This is a genomic window from Aminobacter sp. BE322, from assembly GCF_050433525.1.
Classification (GTDB): Bacteria; Pseudomonadota; Alphaproteobacteria; order Rhizobiales; family Rhizobiaceae; genus Aminobacter.
Map to the genome: position 1 here is coordinate 140464 of NZ_JBNPXB010000001.1, position 14717 is coordinate 155180.

16 protein-coding genes and 1 pseudogene are annotated in these 14717 nt (G+C 64.6%); 5 read left to right on the top strand and 12 right to left on the bottom strand.

What is annotated here, in order from left to right; genetic code table 11:
- Window positions 1-42: 42 nt before the first annotated feature.
- The 5 genes and pseudogenes from pyrH to J2X50_RS00680 form a co-directional block, all read right to left on the bottom strand.
- Window positions 43-765: a UMP kinase gene (pyrH, locus tag J2X50_RS00660; protein WP_429090584.1), complete on the bottom strand. Its 723-nt coding sequence runs from the start codon at window positions 763-765 to the stop codon at window positions 43-45.
- A gap of 111 nt (window positions 766-876) precedes the next feature.
- On the bottom strand, window positions 877-1797 hold the full coding sequence (gene tsf / locus J2X50_RS00665) for a translation elongation factor Ts (protein WP_429090586.1): 921 nt from the start codon (window positions 1795-1797) through the stop codon (window positions 877-879).
- A 119-nt stretch (window positions 1798-1916) separates the two neighbouring features.
- A complete protein-coding gene (rpsB, locus tag J2X50_RS00670) occupies window positions 1917-2696 on the bottom strand; it encodes a 30S ribosomal protein S2 (RefSeq protein WP_429090588.1) in 780 nt (259 codons plus the stop codon).
- Window positions 2697-2967: 271 nt separating this feature from the next.
- Window positions 2968-3240, bottom strand: a pseudogene (locus J2X50_RS00675) (DUF4031 domain-containing protein); the annotation flags it as partial.
- A gap of 10 nt (window positions 3241-3250) precedes the next feature.
- Entirely contained in the window at window positions 3251-4081 is an 831-nt protein-coding gene (locus J2X50_RS00680; protein WP_429090590.1) for a cell envelope integrity EipB family protein, read from the bottom strand.
- A gap of 143 nt (window positions 4082-4224) precedes the next feature.
- Here J2X50_RS00680 and J2X50_RS00685 point away from each other — a divergent pair, with 143 nt between their 5' ends.
- From J2X50_RS00685 to J2X50_RS00695, 3 genes are read left to right on the top strand one after another with little or no spacing between them, the layout of a single operon-like run.
- Window positions 4225-4689: a RidA family protein gene (locus J2X50_RS00685; RefSeq protein WP_429090592.1), complete on the top strand. Its 465-nt coding sequence runs from the start codon at window positions 4225-4227 to the stop codon at window positions 4687-4689.
- Window positions 4690-4702: 13 nt separating this feature from the next.
- A complete protein-coding gene (locus J2X50_RS00690; protein WP_429090594.1) occupies window positions 4703-5431 on the top strand; it encodes a glycerophosphodiester phosphodiesterase in 729 nt (242 codons plus the stop codon).
- Between the two features lie 38 nt (window positions 5432-5469).
- The gene (locus J2X50_RS00695; RefSeq protein ID WP_429090596.1) at window positions 5470-6675 is read left to right on the top strand and encodes a GNAT family N-acetyltransferase; all 1206 of its coding nucleotides are present in this window, start codon (window positions 5470-5472) and stop codon (window positions 6673-6675) included.
- Between the two features lie 3 nt (window positions 6676-6678).
- Here J2X50_RS00695 and J2X50_RS00700 read toward each other — a convergent pair whose 3' ends face one another.
- Window positions 6679-7008 carry a DMT family transporter gene (locus tag J2X50_RS00700; protein WP_429090598.1) on the bottom strand — a complete coding sequence of 110 codons (330 nt, stop codon included), beginning with the start codon at window positions 7006-7008 and terminating at the stop codon, window positions 6679-6681.
- 88 nt (window positions 7009-7096) lie between these two features.
- Between J2X50_RS00700 and J2X50_RS00705 the strand changes: the two genes are divergently transcribed.
- Window positions 7097-7528, top strand: a complete 432-nt coding sequence (locus tag J2X50_RS00705) for an HIT family protein (RefSeq protein WP_429090600.1) — start codon at window positions 7097-7099, stop codon at window positions 7526-7528.
- 49 nt (window positions 7529-7577) lie between these two features.
- Here the strand turns inward: J2X50_RS00705 and J2X50_RS00710 are convergent, their stop codons facing one another.
- From J2X50_RS00710 to J2X50_RS00720, 3 genes are all read right to left on the bottom strand, one after another.
- On the bottom strand, window positions 7578-8504 hold the full coding sequence (locus J2X50_RS00710) for a phosphatase PAP2 family protein (protein ID WP_429090602.1): 927 nt from the start codon (window positions 8502-8504) through the stop codon (window positions 7578-7580).
- A 142-nt stretch (window positions 8505-8646) separates the two neighbouring features.
- On the bottom strand, window positions 8647-8994 hold the full coding sequence (locus tag J2X50_RS00715; protein ID WP_429090604.1) for an AzlD domain-containing protein: 348 nt from the start codon (window positions 8992-8994) through the stop codon (window positions 8647-8649).
- A complete protein-coding gene (locus tag J2X50_RS00720) occupies window positions 8991-9704 on the bottom strand; it encodes an AzlC family ABC transporter permease (RefSeq protein WP_429090606.1) in 714 nt (237 codons plus the stop codon). The genes J2X50_RS00715 and J2X50_RS00720 overlap by 4 nt, the downstream gene beginning before the upstream one ends.
- A gap of 218 nt (window positions 9705-9922) precedes the next feature.
- Between J2X50_RS00720 and J2X50_RS00725 the strand changes: the two genes are divergently transcribed.
- The gene (locus tag J2X50_RS00725; protein ID WP_429090608.1) at window positions 9923-11173 is read left to right on the top strand and encodes a diguanylate cyclase; all 1251 of its coding nucleotides are present in this window, start codon (window positions 9923-9925) and stop codon (window positions 11171-11173) included.
- 56 nt (window positions 11174-11229) lie between these two features.
- On the opposite strand, the gene clpA is transcribed toward J2X50_RS00725, so the two are convergent.
- The 3 genes from clpA to J2X50_RS00740 all read right to left on the bottom strand — a co-directional run bounded on the left by clpA (window position 11230) and on the right by J2X50_RS00740 (window position 14638).
- The gene (gene clpA, locus J2X50_RS00730) at window positions 11230-13701 is read right to left on the bottom strand and encodes an ATP-dependent Clp protease ATP-binding subunit ClpA (protein WP_429090610.1); all 2472 of its coding nucleotides are present in this window, start codon (window positions 13699-13701) and stop codon (window positions 11230-11232) included.
- A gap of 8 nt (window positions 13702-13709) precedes the next feature.
- Window positions 13710-14039: an ATP-dependent Clp protease adapter ClpS gene (gene clpS, locus J2X50_RS00735; RefSeq protein WP_340041485.1), complete on the bottom strand. Its 330-nt coding sequence runs from the start codon at window positions 14037-14039 to the stop codon at window positions 13710-13712.
- Window positions 14040-14308: 269 nt separating this feature from the next.
- Window positions 14309-14638, bottom strand: coding sequence for a phasin family protein (locus tag J2X50_RS00740; RefSeq protein ID WP_347965345.1), 330 nt, complete (start codon window positions 14636-14638; stop codon window positions 14309-14311).
- Window positions 14639-14717 lie beyond the last annotated feature (79 nt).

Sequence of the window (14717 nt, forward strand, 5' to 3'; positions counted from 1 at the left end):
CAGTCTCCTTGGTCCCGAAGCCCGGGGCCACCGTTCATATCCTCAGACGTCCGCAACAACCGTGCAGTGGCCGCCACCCTTCAATATTTCGCCGAAACCGCCTTTTTCGTGGATCGAATAGACGATTATCGGAATGTTGTTTTCCCGCGCAAGCGCAATCGCCGCCGTATCCATGATGGTCAGGCCCCGGTTTATCACTTCGGCATGGGTGATGCGCTCGAAGCGCGTGGCGCTCGGGTCCTTCTTGGGATCTGCGGAATAGACGCCGTCGACCTGCGTCCCCTTGAACAGCGCATCCGCGCCGATCTCGGCGGCGCGCAAGGCCGCGGCCGAATCCGTGGTGAAGAACGGGTTGCCGGTGCCACCCGCGAAGATAACCACCTTGCCGGCGTTCATATAGGCGGTCGCCTGGCGCTGGGAGAAGCTCTCGCAGAGTTCCGGCATGGCGATGGCCGACAGCACGACGGCATCCACGCCGATCTTGACCAGCGACGTGCGCAGCGCCAGCGAGTTGATGACGGTGGCGAGCATGCCCATGTGGTCGCCGGTGACGCGGTCGCCGCCCTTCGACGCAACGGCCACGCCGCGGAAGATGTTGCCGCCGCCGATGACCACGCCGACCTCGACGCCGAGCGCCCTTGCCTCTGCGATGTCGGACGCGATGCGGTCCACCACCGACACGTCGATACCGAAATGCTGGTCGCCCATCAGGGCTTCGCCGGAGGCCTTGAGCAGAACACGCCTGTAGAGCGGCTTGGCGGTCATGAATTCCTCGCGGCGGTTGAAAGATCGGGAGTTCCGATACACGAAGGGCGCCGCGATGTCACGCGGCGCCCTTCGGCTATCCTCAGGAAGCGCTTGATGCAGCGCTGCTTTTTAGCCCTTAACGGCGGCTGCGACTTCGGCTGCGAAGTCGCTCTCTTCCTTCTCGATGCCCTCGCCGAGCGCGAAGCGGATGTAGCCGGTGATCTTGGCCGGCGCGCCGATCTGCTTCTCGGCGTCCTTCAGTGCTGCCTCGACCGTCAGATCGGGGTTGAGCACGAAAGCCTGCTTCAGCAGCACGACTTCCTCGTAGAACTTGCGCATGCGGCCTTCGACCATCTTCTCGATGATGTTCTCCGGCTTGCCCGACTGGCGGGCCTGGTCGGCGAAGATCGCCTTTTCGCGCTCGACGTGAGCGGCGTCGACCTCGTCGGGGGTCAGGGCGAGCGGGTTGGTCGCGGCGACGTGCATGGCGACCTGACGCGCGAAGGCGCGGGCCGCATCATGGTTGCCGGCGGTCTCGATCGCGACCAGGACGCCGAGCTTGCCGAGGTTGTCGGCGACGGCGTTGTGGACGTAGGTCGCAACCACGCCTTCCGAAACCGAGAGCTTGGCCGAACGACGGAAACTCATGTTCTCGCCGATGGTGCCGACGGCGTCCTTGATCGTGTCGGAGACCGACTTGTCGGAGCCCGGATACTTGGCCGCGGCGACGGCCTCGGTCGTGCCGTAGGCGAGCGCGACCTTGGCGACGTTGGCGACGATCTCCTGGAAGGCGGCGTTGCGGGCGACGAAGTCGGTCTCGGAGTTGACCTCGACGACGACGGCTTCGCGGACGCCGGCGTCGACGCCGATCAGGCCTTCGGCCGCCGTGCGGCCGGCCTTCTTGTCGGCCTTGGAGATGCCCTTCTTGCGCAGCCAGTCGACCGCGGCCTCCATGTCGCCGCCGGTCTCGGCCAGCGCCGCCTTGCAATCCATCATGCCCGCGCCGGTGAGTTCGCGGAGTTCCTTAACCTGTGCTGCCGAAATGCTCATTGTGGCCTCTTTGTTTCTAAATGCGCTGGCGCACCACCGAGGGTTCGATGATGCGCCGTACGCCGGCGCGAGGTATGCGCCAAATCCTGAAAGGAAGGCCGGTCACCCGGCCTTCGCGATTACGCCTCGGCTTCGCCCGAAGCGGAATTGTCGAGAGCCGGCTCGACCGGAGCTTCGGCCGCAGCGCCGGTGTCGACGCCCAGCGCGCCCTGCTGGCGGGCGATACCGTCGATGGCAGCCTTGGCGACCAGGTCGCAGTACAGCTGGATCGCACGGGCGGCGTCGTCGTTGCCCGGGATCGGGAAGTCGATCTTGTCCGGGTCGCAGTTCGAATCGATGATCGCGACGACCGGGATGCCGAGACGCTTGGCTTCCTGGATGGCGATCGCTTCCTTGTTGGTGTCGATCACGAACATCAGGTCCGGGGTCGAGCCCATGTCCTTGATGCCGCCGAGGGCCTTGTTGAGCTTCTCGCGCTCACGGTCGAGGTTCAGGCGCTCCTTCTTGGTGAAGCCCTGGGCTTCGCCGGCGAGCATCTCGTCGAGCTTGCGCAGACGCTGGATCGAATTCGAGATCGTCTTCCAGTTGGTCAGCATGCCGCCGAGCCAACGCGAATTGACGTAGTACTGGGCCGAGCGCTGCGCGGCGTCGGCAACGATGTCCGAAGCCTGGCGCTTGGTGCCGACGAACAGCACGCGGCCGCCGCGCGACACGACGTCCGAGACCTGCTTCAGCGCCTGGTGCAGCAGCGGAACCGTCTGCGACAGGTCGATGATGTGGATGTTGTTGCGGGCGCCATAGATGTAGGGCGCCATCTTCGGGTTCCAGCGGTGGGTCTGGTGGCCGAAGTGAGAACCAGCTTCGAGAAGCTGGCGCATGCTGAAATCAGGCAATGCCATCTGTCATTTTCCTTTCCGGTTAGCCTCCACGGACCATGACGCTTTCGCTGGATGCTCTAAACGCCACCGGAGGTCTCAGCCGGATTTCTCCCGGTCGGAAACCAAAGTCCGTGTGTGGAATGCGGCGGCATATAGACGTGTTGCGCTGCGAAGGCAACCCCGCGGACCGCATCGCCTGCCCTGCCCGCTCCGCCCGGGCCGTTCAGCTGCCGGCGGCCCATCGGGAAAGCGTCGGCTCGTGCGGCGCCATCTTCTCCGAGGGCTTCGGATCGCGCCGCTTGAAGTTGCGGATGCGGACCCGCCGGAACACCGCCACGATCTCCTCGCGGCTGCATTCGACCGCGCCGAGCCTGACGGCGCGGTCACGTTCGAAACCGGTGATGTCGTAGTGCGGCGCCGACGTCTTGGGCGGCCCCTGATAGGAGGACTGCTTCAGGCCCAGCTGCGCGGCGAAACGATGCAGCTCCGCCGTGTCGTCGGCGAGCAGGTGGCACCAGCGGTGGCCCACCCACTTCCAGATAGCCGCGTCGACATAGACCGCCACCGGCGCCCGCTTACCGCTTGCACTCGCCCTTGGGCGTGGGGAACAGGGAGAGATTGACCAGCTTGCCGGTCATCGAGAAATCGCCGTAGTCCATGACGAGGTCGCGGGTCAGCCCGTTCTCGTGCAGCTTGAAGCTGATGCGGTACTCCGGCACTTCCTCGCCGCTGCCCTTGCTCAGGTCGAAATAGGCGATGTCGACCGGCCAATATTGGTCCTTGGCGAGCCCCGCCAGCACCGGCAGCTCCGGATCGCCGCTCGGCGCCTGGCTCTTCTTGCCGACGATGACGGTGGTGGTCATCACCTTGTCGGCGTCTTCGGAACCGTCGAACAGGCTGGTCTCGTAGAAGGTCTCGCCCTTCTCCGCCTTGCCGATGAGTTCGACCAGGTGCTGGGTGGGGAACTGCGTCTTCGCCAGGTCCACCACGCCGGCCTGCGGCTTCTCCAGCTCGACCTTCACGCCGTTGGGCTCGAGCGTCGCAGTGCCCTTCACCTCCCGGTCGAGGGCCTGGTCGACGAAGGACTTGGTGACGAAGGAGAAGGTTTTTCCTTCCGCATCCTCGAAGGTCGTCGTCTGCTGGTCGGTCAGGCGGGTATTTTCGCGCGTCGCGATCTGCGTGACGAAACGGAACTTGACCGTATAGCCCTCGCAGGGCGAGCCGTTGAATTCATAGACCATGCGGCCCGTCAGGCCGGTGATTCCCGACCGGTCGGAGGCCTGGTCGAGCACGAGGTCATAGACCGCGCGGTGCGGAGCGAGCGCCACGGGGGCGGCAAAGGCAGGTATTGCGCCGAAGGCCGGGGCGGACAGGATGGCAAGTAGGGCAAGGCGCGCTGCGCGCATATATGAGGCTCCGGTCGGCGCGGCCTGACAGACCGCTGGGAATGATGGTCCACCTTAAAAAAAGTCGTGGCGGAAGCGAGGCAAAAATAGCAGTTTCGGCGCCAACTCACCTTCCACGCCAGACTCAGAGATAAGGAAAGACAATGGGCGAAACAATCGAAAAGCGGCTAAGCGATCTCGGCGTCGCGCTGCCCGCCGCCGCGGCACCTGCGGCCAACTACGTGCCGTTCATGCAGACCGGCAGCTACGTCTTCACCGCCGGACAACTGCCGCTCAAGGATGGCAAGCTCATCGCCTCCGGCCTGGTCGGCCGCGACGTAGACACGGCGGGCGCCAAGGACGCAGCCAAGCAGTGCGCCGTCAACATCCTGGCCCAGGTGAAGGCAGCCCTCGGCGACCTCGAGAAGATCCGCCGCATCGTCAAGATCACCGTCTTCGTGGCCTCCACGCCCGACTTCACCGAGCAGCACCTGGTCGCCAACGGCGCCTCCGATTTCCTCGTTGCCGTGCTCGGCGAGCGCGGCAAGCATGCGCGGTCGGCGGTCGGCGTGGCCTCGCTGCCGCTCAATGCAGCGGTCGAGATCGAAGCGATCGTCGAAACCGAGTGAACGGATAGTTCCGATGACCGACTTTGCCTGGCTCACGGCCCGCCCCATCGCCCACCGCGGCCTGCACGACCTCAACAAGCAGTGCTGGGAAAACACGCTGTCGGCATTCGAAAGGGCCGCCCAGCGCGGCTACGCGATCGAATGCGACGTGCATCTGACGGCGGACGGCGACGTGGTCGTCTTCCACGACAATGCGCTCGACCGCCTCACCGGCACGGAAGGCTATGTCTGGCAGCGGACGGCCGCCGAATTGGGCGCGCTCCGCATCGGCGGCACCGCCGACCACGTGCCCACGCTCCATGAACTGCTCAGGCTCGTCGACGGCCGCGTGCCGCTGGTGATCGAACTCAAGGGCATTCCGGGCAAGGACGACGGCCTCGTCGCCAAAGTAGGCGCAGCCCTGCGCGGCTACCACGGCAAGGCGGCGATCATGTCCTTCGACCACTGGCTGATCCGGGATTTCGCCAGATATGCCCCGGGCATTCCCGGCGGACTGACCGCATGGGGCGAGAAGGATCACGAACTCGAGGCGCATTTCTCCATGCTCGCGCACGGAATCTCATTCGTTTCCTACGCGGTCGATCATCTGCCCAACCGTTTCATCGGCTTCGTGCGCGGGCGTCTCGGCATGCCGGTCATCACCTGGACGGTGCGCGACCGCAACGCGGTCGAGAGGACTTTCGCCCATGCCGACCAGATGACCTTCGAAGGGTTCCTGCCCGACGAGGCGCCGGTCGCCTAGCCTCTTGCAACGGCGGCTTTCGAGCGTAAGTAAGGCCAATGACCAATGCGAGCGACGCCGGGGCGAAATTGGCGGATGGCGGATACGCCGTCCGCGTCGCCGCCTCGATCGCAGAGTTCAGCCGCGACGAATGGAGCAGGCTGTCGGGCGCGGCCAAGGGCCAGTCAGGAACGCCTTACAACCCCTTCGTTTCATTCGATTTCCTGAACATCCTGGAAGAGTCCGGCTGCGCCGTCCGCAAAACCGGCTGGCAGGGGCATCATCTGCGGCTGGAAGCCTCGGACGGCACCTTTCTCGGCGCCCTTCCCTGCTACGCCAAATCCCACAGCCAGGGCGAGTATGTGTTCGACCATGGCTGGGCCGACGCCTTCGAGCGCGCCGGCGGACGCTACTATCCCAAGCTGCAGTGCTCGGTTCCGTTCACGCCGGCCACCGGCCCGCGCCTGCTCACGGTGGCCGAGACCGATAGCGCGAGAGGGAGATCGGCGCTGGCGACCGCCTTGCGCAGCGTCGCCGAGGGATTGGGCGTCTCCTCGGCGCATGTGACATTCGCCCCGCCGGACGAGGTCGAAGTCCTCGAGGCGGCCGGCTTCCTGCGCCGCACCGACCAGCAGTTCCACTTCATCAACGAAGGCTTTGCCTGCTACGACGACTTCCTGGCCACGCTGGCCTCGCGCAAGCGCAAGGCGCTGAAGAAGGAGCGGCGCGAGGCGCTGGCCCCGGGCATCTCGATCGAATGGCTGACCGGCCGCGACCTGACTGAAGCGGTCTGGGACGACTTCTTCGCCTTCTACATGGACACGGGCGGCCGCAAATGGGGCCGGCCCTATCTCAACCGGACGTTCTTCTCGCTGATCGGCGAACGCATGGCCGACGACGTGCTGCTCGTCATGGCCCGCCGCGGCGGGCGCTATGTCGCCGGTGCGATCAATTTCATCGGATCGGATACGCTCTTCGGCCGCAACTGGGGCTGCATCGAGGACCACCCGTTCCTGCATTTCGAGGTCTGCTACCACCAGGCCATCGACTTCGCCATCGAGCGCAAGCTCAAGGTCGTCGAGGCCGGCGCCCAGGGCGAGCACAAGCTGGCGCGCGGCTATCGCCCCGCCACCACCCAGTCAGCCCATTACATCGTGCATCCCGGCCTGCGCCGGGCCGTGGCCGAATATCTCGAGCGCGAGCGGCAAGAGGTCGCCGAAATCGGCGCGTATCTGGAAGACCACGGCCCGTTCCGGCGCGGCTGACCTTCAGTGCGCGACCGATTTCGAGAACAGGTTGATGACCACCACGCCTGCCATGATGAGGCCGATTCCGAGCAGCGCCGGCAGGTCGAGCGCCTGGCGGAACCACACCCAGGCGATCCCTGTGATGAAGACGATGCCCGCCCCCGACCACAGCGCGTAGACGATGCCGACCGGGACGACCTTCAGCACCAGGGACAGGTAGTAGAAGGCGAAGCCGTAGCCCGCGAGCGCTATGACCGACGGTATCAGCTTGGTAAAGCCTTGGGTTTCCTTCAGCGCCGAGGTGGCGACGACCTCGAAGGCAATCGCAACAATCAAATAGACGTAGTTCAACTTCGCTCCTCTCGGCCTCTCGCGGCTTGACGCGGTCGGCGCCAGCGCCGAAACATCCACCACGTATCAGCATCGAACGGGATAGGCCATGTCGAGCGTCGCTTACGATCCAAACAACGTCTTTGCCAAGATCCTGCGTGGCGAATTGCCGTCGCACAAGCTCTACGAGGACGCCGACACGGTCGCCATCATGGACATCATGCCGCGCGGCGAAGGCCACTGCCTGGTGCTTCCAAAGCAGCCGGCGCGCAACATCCTCGACGTGGAGTCGGAGAGCCTGGCGGCGGTGATGCGCACGGCGCAGAAGCTGGCGCGCGCGGTGAAGAAGGCTTTCGACGCCGAAGGCGTCACGGTGCACCAGTTCAACGAAAGCGCCGGCGGCCAGGTGGTCTTCCACCTGCATGTGCATGTGATCCCGCGATTCGACGGCGTGGCGCTCAAGGCCCCGGGCGGGCCGATGGAAAAGCCGGAAATCCTCGCGGCCAACGCCGAGAGGATCAGGGCGGCGCTTTCCGTCTGATCTTAGACCATCGCTTTCGGCACGGCGCTCGTCGCCATCGTATCCGAGGTCACGTTGGCAACCGGGCGGAACGCAGGCGGCTCATCTCCGCCTGCCCCGTCGCAGCGGTTGTTTCCGGCATGTGTGCAAAACGCGCCGACCCAAGCAATGCCTTCGCACCGCAAAACGCGAGCGCGAAGACGGCCAGCCCGCCTGCGACATCCACCAGATGATGGCCGCCATGCACCAGGATGGCAGGCAGCATCAGCGCGTTGACGACAAGCACCAGCGGAAAGACCCTGCGAAACCCGGCCATGAACCAGACCGAAAGGCAGGCCATGACGGTGTGGAACGAGGGAAAGGCGATGAGACCGAGGGTATCCCGAGGGGTAATGAAGGTCGGACCTTCGAGCATCAGCCTGGTCAGTTCCGCGCCATAGCCCGAGTCCACCACCAGCCTGGCACGCGCCGCGACATCCGGGGCGACGACCTGATAGGCCGAAGGCCCCGAACTCGGCAGAGCGTACCAGATCAGGATTGTCGCGAGCGCCGCGAAAATCCCGGTCAGCAGAAACAAGTGGAGGTCGGCAAATCGACGGGAAAAGCCAAGGAAAATGATGACCATGACGATCTGCGGCAGGGAACTGAGATAAATTGCGCGCAAGAGTGCGCTGACGACCGGGAACTGCGCGGCGAAATCGACGAGATCGGCCCATCTGTAGCCCACGCGTGCGTCGATATCGATGAACAGAGCATCGACCCACCTATCACCACCCACCGGCAGGAGCAGATAGTTGAAGAGCGAGGCGGCAAGCGTGAACAGCACGAAGGCGCCGGTCGCCGTCAGGGCCGAGGCAATGCGTTCGTTCGGGCGGTAGCGACGGTAGAATTGTCCGACGAGGACGACGCCAACGCCGATGGCGACCATGCCGGCATAGGCTTTCACATCGACGGACCGCTGGCCTAAGACGATGATCGTGCCGTCGATCAGGAACAACAGCCCAGTCACGACTGCACTGAGCTTTTCGGCTGCGTACAGACGCATCCCGTATACTCCAACCCGCTCCGGTATGCCAGAACGCCGTTAAGGGGGCGTGAACCTCTCATGCCGACTTGCGCCAGGCCGGCGGATATTCAGGTCAGGTCGCCAGGATCCCCCCGAGCAGCACGGCTTCCGACGCGATGATGCCGACGATGACCTTGCGCCCCAACAGCATGTAGGCGGCGAAGCCTGCCGCGACGGCGGCCAAGCGCAGAGCAAGCGATGTTTCGGCCAATGCTCCGCTGGGAACGGCAATGAGGTTGCCGATGACGGCGGCGACAAGGGCGGTTGCAAGCGCCCGGACCAGCACGAGCAGGTCGGAAGCCTCCGAGAGGCGGTCTCCCAGATAGACGCCGAGGAAGCGCCAGACGTCAGTGGCCAGCCAGCCGCCCACCAGGATGAACAGGAACGGCCACCACCAGGCGTCGAGCGATTGAAACGTCACGCCGGCGCCCGCCGACGCGACAGCTTGTGGAACATGAATGCGGCGCCACCGCCGATCAGCCCTGCCCCCAGAAGGTCGAATCCCGGCACCACGAGGTGGAGCAAGGGGCCGACGACCAGCCCGATGACCATGGCCACGTGCCCTGCGCGCTCGCGCGCCGAGCCCCACAGCGAGGTGAGGAAATACATCGGCGTCAGCAGGAAAAGGGCTGCCGAAACCGCCGGCGGCAAGCTGTCGGCCACCAGGAACATGATCGCCACCACGCCCATGTTGACCAGCACCAGAGTCGAGCCGAGCCCGGCATAGTAGCTGGTGCGCATGTCGCGCGGGATGCCGCGCAGCCGCTCCATGGCCAGCACCCACGAGGTGACCGCGACGAAATGCGAAAGCACGTAGAGCACCCAGCGCGGGGTTTTCGGCCCGCGCAGTTCGGGAACCAGGGCAACCACCATCGGTGCGAGGCGAATGGACGAAAGCGCCACCGCAAAGGCGGCGGCGGGCAGCGAGGCCCCGGACAGGATGGCGCCGACGAGCACGACCTTGGCGGGCAAGGCCCAGACCATGCCGACCATGAACACGGTCTCTGCCAGAGTCAGCCCCGCTTCCTTGGCGAGGCCGGCGAAGCCGACGAAGGCGCTGGCCAGGATGAGGCCCGGGATGGAAACCGCCGTTCGAGCGCCGCGCAGATACCAGAGACGGCGTGAGGTCATGCTCGGCACGGGCGGTGGTGGGTCGCGGTAGCCATGCCAAGCCGATAGCACGGGCATTGCGCCAAGTCAGCGCCGCCGCCCGACCCATGTGACGGTTCTACCTGCCGATAGGCCCTCGGTCCCCAAGCCATGTCAAAATTGCAGAACGCGGCGACGGCGTATTGACAACTTACGCGGCGTCAACATGTAGAGAAGTCTTCCGGGGAAGCGAGGAAGTCATGTCCGGCACGATTCTGCTAGTGGTGCAGGCGCTGATCTATTTCGCGACCATGGCGGCCGTGTTCCACGCCCGGCACAGGTTCGGCATCGGCATCTTCCTCTGCGTGCTGGGCGTGATGCATTTCCTCGAAACCTATCTGGCCGCGGTCTTCTTCCTATCACTGCCCTTCGGCCTCATCTCGCCGGGCTCGACCGTCATGTTCTCGGGCAAGCTGGTGATGTTCCTGCTCCTCTACATCAAGGAGGACGCCGAGACCGTCCGCCAGCCGATCTACGGCCTGCTGATCGGCAACTGCCTGATGGTGGCGCTCGCCCTGGTCCTGCGCCTCTACGCCAGCGTCGCCCAACTGCCCGGCTACCAGCCGGACCTCACCTTCCTCGGCCAGATGGGCCTGCTGATGGTGTGGGGCACGCTTTTGTTGTTCTTCGACAGCATCGCCCTCATCCTGCTTTACGAAAAGCTCGGCCAGCGCATAGCCGGCACGCTTTTCAAGCGGGCATTCCTGAGCCTTGCGGTGGTGCTGACCTTCGACCAGTTGCTCTTCTTCGCCGGCCTGCGACTGGTCACGGGCGTGCCGATGAGCGCGCTCTACGGCGGATGGATTGCCAAGATGGGCGCGGCCGCGCTCTACAGCCTGCTGCTCGTCGGCTATCTGCGCTATGTTGAGACCCGCCCAACGCCTGCCAGTCCAGAGCCGCTGCTCAAGGTCTTCGACAGGCTCACCTTTCGGCACCGCTACGAAGACCTGCTGCAGCGCACAGGCATCGATTCGCTGACCGGCGCGCGCGACCGCGGCCAGTTCGAATCGATGGCGCAGTCGCTGGTCGACCGGGCCATTGGCGCCGGCAAGCCCGTGAGCCTGCTGATGATCGACATCGATCATTTCAAGAACATCAACGACCAGTTCGGTCACGTGACCGGCGACAAGGTGCTGAAGGACGTGGCGCATGCGCTGGCGGGCTCACTGCGCAGCGGCGACTACCTCTTCCGCTACGGCGGAGAGGAATTTGCCGCGATCTGCCAGGACCTGCACGCGGGCGATGCCGCGGTCATGGGCGAACGCCTGCGCGCCGCGGTCGCGTCGGCCAGCGTCACCGATCTCGGCATGCGCGCCACCGTCAGCGTCGGCATCACCACTGTCGAGGGCGGTCCGGCGACCGTCGAGGAGATGACCAAGGACGCCGACAAGTGGCTCTACGAGGCCAAGCGGCGGGGGCGCAACCGCGTCGAGAGCGCAATCCTGGACTGATCGCTGGTGGAATGCCAAAAAAGAAAGCCCCGTTGCCGGGGCTTTCTCGTCTGATTTCAACCCTTTCTGGGCAGTTGCGGAACCAGGCTCCGCTTGCCTCCGTCCTTGCCCTTGGGGTCGGACTTCGGCTTGGCGGCCACGACCTTCCTGGCCGCGGGCTTCTTGGCGGCAGTCCGCTTGGTCTTGGGCCGGTCGGCGGGCTCTTCCTTCTTCGGCTTGACCGGCACGTCGTCGGCCACGGTTTCGAGCTTGAGGCCGGTTTCGCCGGTCTCCTTCTTCTCCACGGTGACGCGAACCGTTCCGCCCTTCTTGAGCTTGCCGAACAGGACCTCTTCGGCCAGCGGCTTCTTGATGTGCTCCTGGATGACACGGGCGAGCGGACGCGCGCCCATGCGCTCGTCGTAGCCCTTGTCGGCCAGCCAGGCGACGGCCTCTTCCGACAGGTCGAAGGTGACGCCGCGTTCGGAGAGCTGGGTCTCCAGCTGCATGACGAACTTCTGCACCACCTGGTGAACGACCGGCACCGGCAGCGAGCCAAACGGGATGATGGCATCGAGACGGTTACGGAACTCCGGCGAGAACAGCCGGTTGATCGCCTCCATGTCGTCGCCTTCGCGCTTGGACGAGCCGAAACCGATGGCCGCCCTGGCCATGTCGGAGGCGCCCGCATTCGTGGTCATGATCAGGATCACGTTGCGGAAGTCGATCTGCTTGCCGTTGTGGTCGGTCAGCTTGCCGTGGTCCATGACCTGCAACAGGATGTTGAACAGGTCGGGATGTGCCTTCTCGACCTCGTCGAGCAGCAGCACGCAGTGCGGATGCTGGTCGACGCCGTCGGTGAGCAGGCCGCCCTGGTCGAAGCCGACATAGCCGGGCGGCGCGCCGATCAGGCGGCTGACCGTGTGGCGTTCCATGTATTCGGACATGTCGAAGCGCAGCAGTTCGACGCCGAGCGAGGCTGCGAGCTGCTTGGCGACCTCGGTCTTGCCGACGCCGGTCGGGCCGGAGAACAGGTAGGAGCCGATCGGCTTCTCCGGTTCGCGCAGCCCGGCACGCGCCAGCTTGATCGATGCAGCCAGGGCCTCGATCGCCGTGTCCTGGCCGTAGACGACGCGCTTGAGCTCGGTCTCGAGGCCGGCAAGCACCTTTTCGTCGTCGGCGGAGACGGTTTTCGGCGGGATCCGCGCCATGGTGGCGATGGTCGCCTCGATCTCCCTGATGCCGATGGTCTTCTTGCGCTTGCCCTCGGGCAGGAGCATCTGCGAGGCGCCGGTCTCGTCGATGACGTCGATCGCCTTGTCCGGCAGCTTGCGGTCGTTGATGTAGCGCGCCGACAGTTCCACCGCGGCCTTGATCGCCTCGTTGGTGAACTTCACCTTGTGGAAGTCTTCATAATAGGGCTTCAGGCCCTTCATGATCTCGATGGCATCGGCGACCGTCGGCTCGTTGACGTCGATCTTCTGGAATCGGCGGACAAGCGCCCGGTCCTTCTCGAAGAACTGCCGGAACTCCTTGTAAGTCGTTGAACCGATGCAGCGGATGGCGCCCGACGACAGGGCCGGCTTGAGCAGGTTGGAAGCATCCATCGCCCCGCCCGAGGTGGCGCCGGCGCCGATCACCGTGTGGATCTCGTCGATGAACAGCACCGCGCCGGCATACTCCTCGAGTTCCTTGACGACTTGCTTCAGCCGCTCCTCGAAGTCGCCGCGATAGCGCGTGCCGGCGAGCAGCGTGCCCATATCGAGGGCGAAGATGGTGGCATCCTCGAGCACTTCCGGCACGTCGCCTTCGACGATGCGCTTGGCCAGGCCCTCGGCGATCGCCGTCTTGCCGACACCGGGATCGCCGACATAGAGCGGATTGTTCTTCGACCGTCGGCACAGCACCTGGATGGTGCGGTTGATCTCGGCCTCGCGGCCGATCAGCGGATCGATCTTGCCGGCGCGCGCCTTGGCGTTGAGGTTGACGCAATAGGCCGTCAGCGCGTCCTGCTGCTTCTTGGTCTTGGCGCTTTCCTCGCCCGCCTCGTTGCCGGGGCCGTGCTGTTCCTCATCGGCGCCGCGCGGCGTGCGGCCCTCGGAGGCGCCGGGACGCTTGGCGATGCCGTGCGAGATGTAGTTGACCGCGTCGTAACGGGTCATCTGCTGTTCCTGCAGGAAGTAGGCGGCGTGGCTCTCGCGCTCGGCGAAAATCGCCACGAGCACGTTGGCGCCCGACACTTCCTCGCGGCCGGACGACTGCACATGGATGACCGCGCGCTGGATGACGCGCTGGAATCCGGCCGTCGGCTTGGAGTCCTCGTCATAGCCGGTAACGAGGTTGTCGAGCTCGGTGTCGATGTAGGTCAGCACCGTCTGGCGCAGTTCGTCGAGATCGACGTTGCAGGCGCGCATGACGGCGGCAGCCTCGGTGTCGTCGATCAATGCGAGCAGCAGATGTTCTAGCGTCGCGTATTCGTGGTGACGCTCGTTGGCGAGCGTCAGCGCCTGGTGCAGCGCCTTTTCAAGGCCTTGGGAGAAAGCCGGCATTCAATACCTCACTTCTTCTCCATCACGCATTGTAGCGGATGCTGGTTCTGTCTGGCAAAATCCATGACCTGAGACACCTTGGTCTCGGCCACCTCGTAGGTGTAGATCCCGCACTCGCCGACGCCATGGTTGTGGACGTGCAGCATGATGCGGGTCGCGGCCTCCCGGTCCTTCTGGAAGAAGCGTTCGAGCACATGCACGACGAACTCCATCGGGGTGTAGTCGTCGTTGAGAATGAGAACCCGGTAGAGGCTCGGCCGCTTGGTCTTGGTCTTGCTGCGGGTGATGACTGCCGTTCCGCGGCCGGGGCCGTTGCCGCCCTCGTCACCGTTCTGCATCCGCGCCACATCAAGCCGTGTGGCCTCCAAGCCGATAGTCACCGTGGTCCTGCCCTTCGTCAATTCCGACCCACCTCGTCATGTAGGTGTCACCGGGAGGATTTTAAGCCCTTCTAACGTGCTGACAATATGGCCATGGGACTACCCAGAGCGTTTTGCCTCTTTCGTGAAGCGGCCGACCGCTCTTGCAACAAAAAACCCGGCTGCGGAGGCGCAGCCGGGTCTTTCTTGGCGGATGCTGAGATCCGCCCCCCACTAGTTGGGGTCGGTCACTTCGCCTTGGCGACGAGCGACTCGAAGGGCTTGTAGGCGTCCTTGGCCAGCTCGGCGTAGAGCTCGCCGAGCTTGGTCGCCTCGGCGACGAAGCCCTCGTAGGCCTGCTTGACGTAGTCGGCCTGGATCTCGACGGCCTTGTCGAACGACTTGACGCCGAGCAGTTTCTCGAAGGCGGCAGCGCCCGTCTCGAAGCTCTTCTTGGTGTAGTCGGTCGCCTCGGTGGCGATCGCCTGGGCACCCTTGGAGAGCGAGGCGTAGCTCTTCAGGCCGGTGTCCACGAATTCCTTGCCGTACTTGCTGAAATCTTCATAGGTCTGAGTCATCGCTGCATCCTTTCGGGTTGGGAGCGCTGCGCTATGCGATTGTGCGATGCAGCCTACATATTGTGCACCGCACAAATTG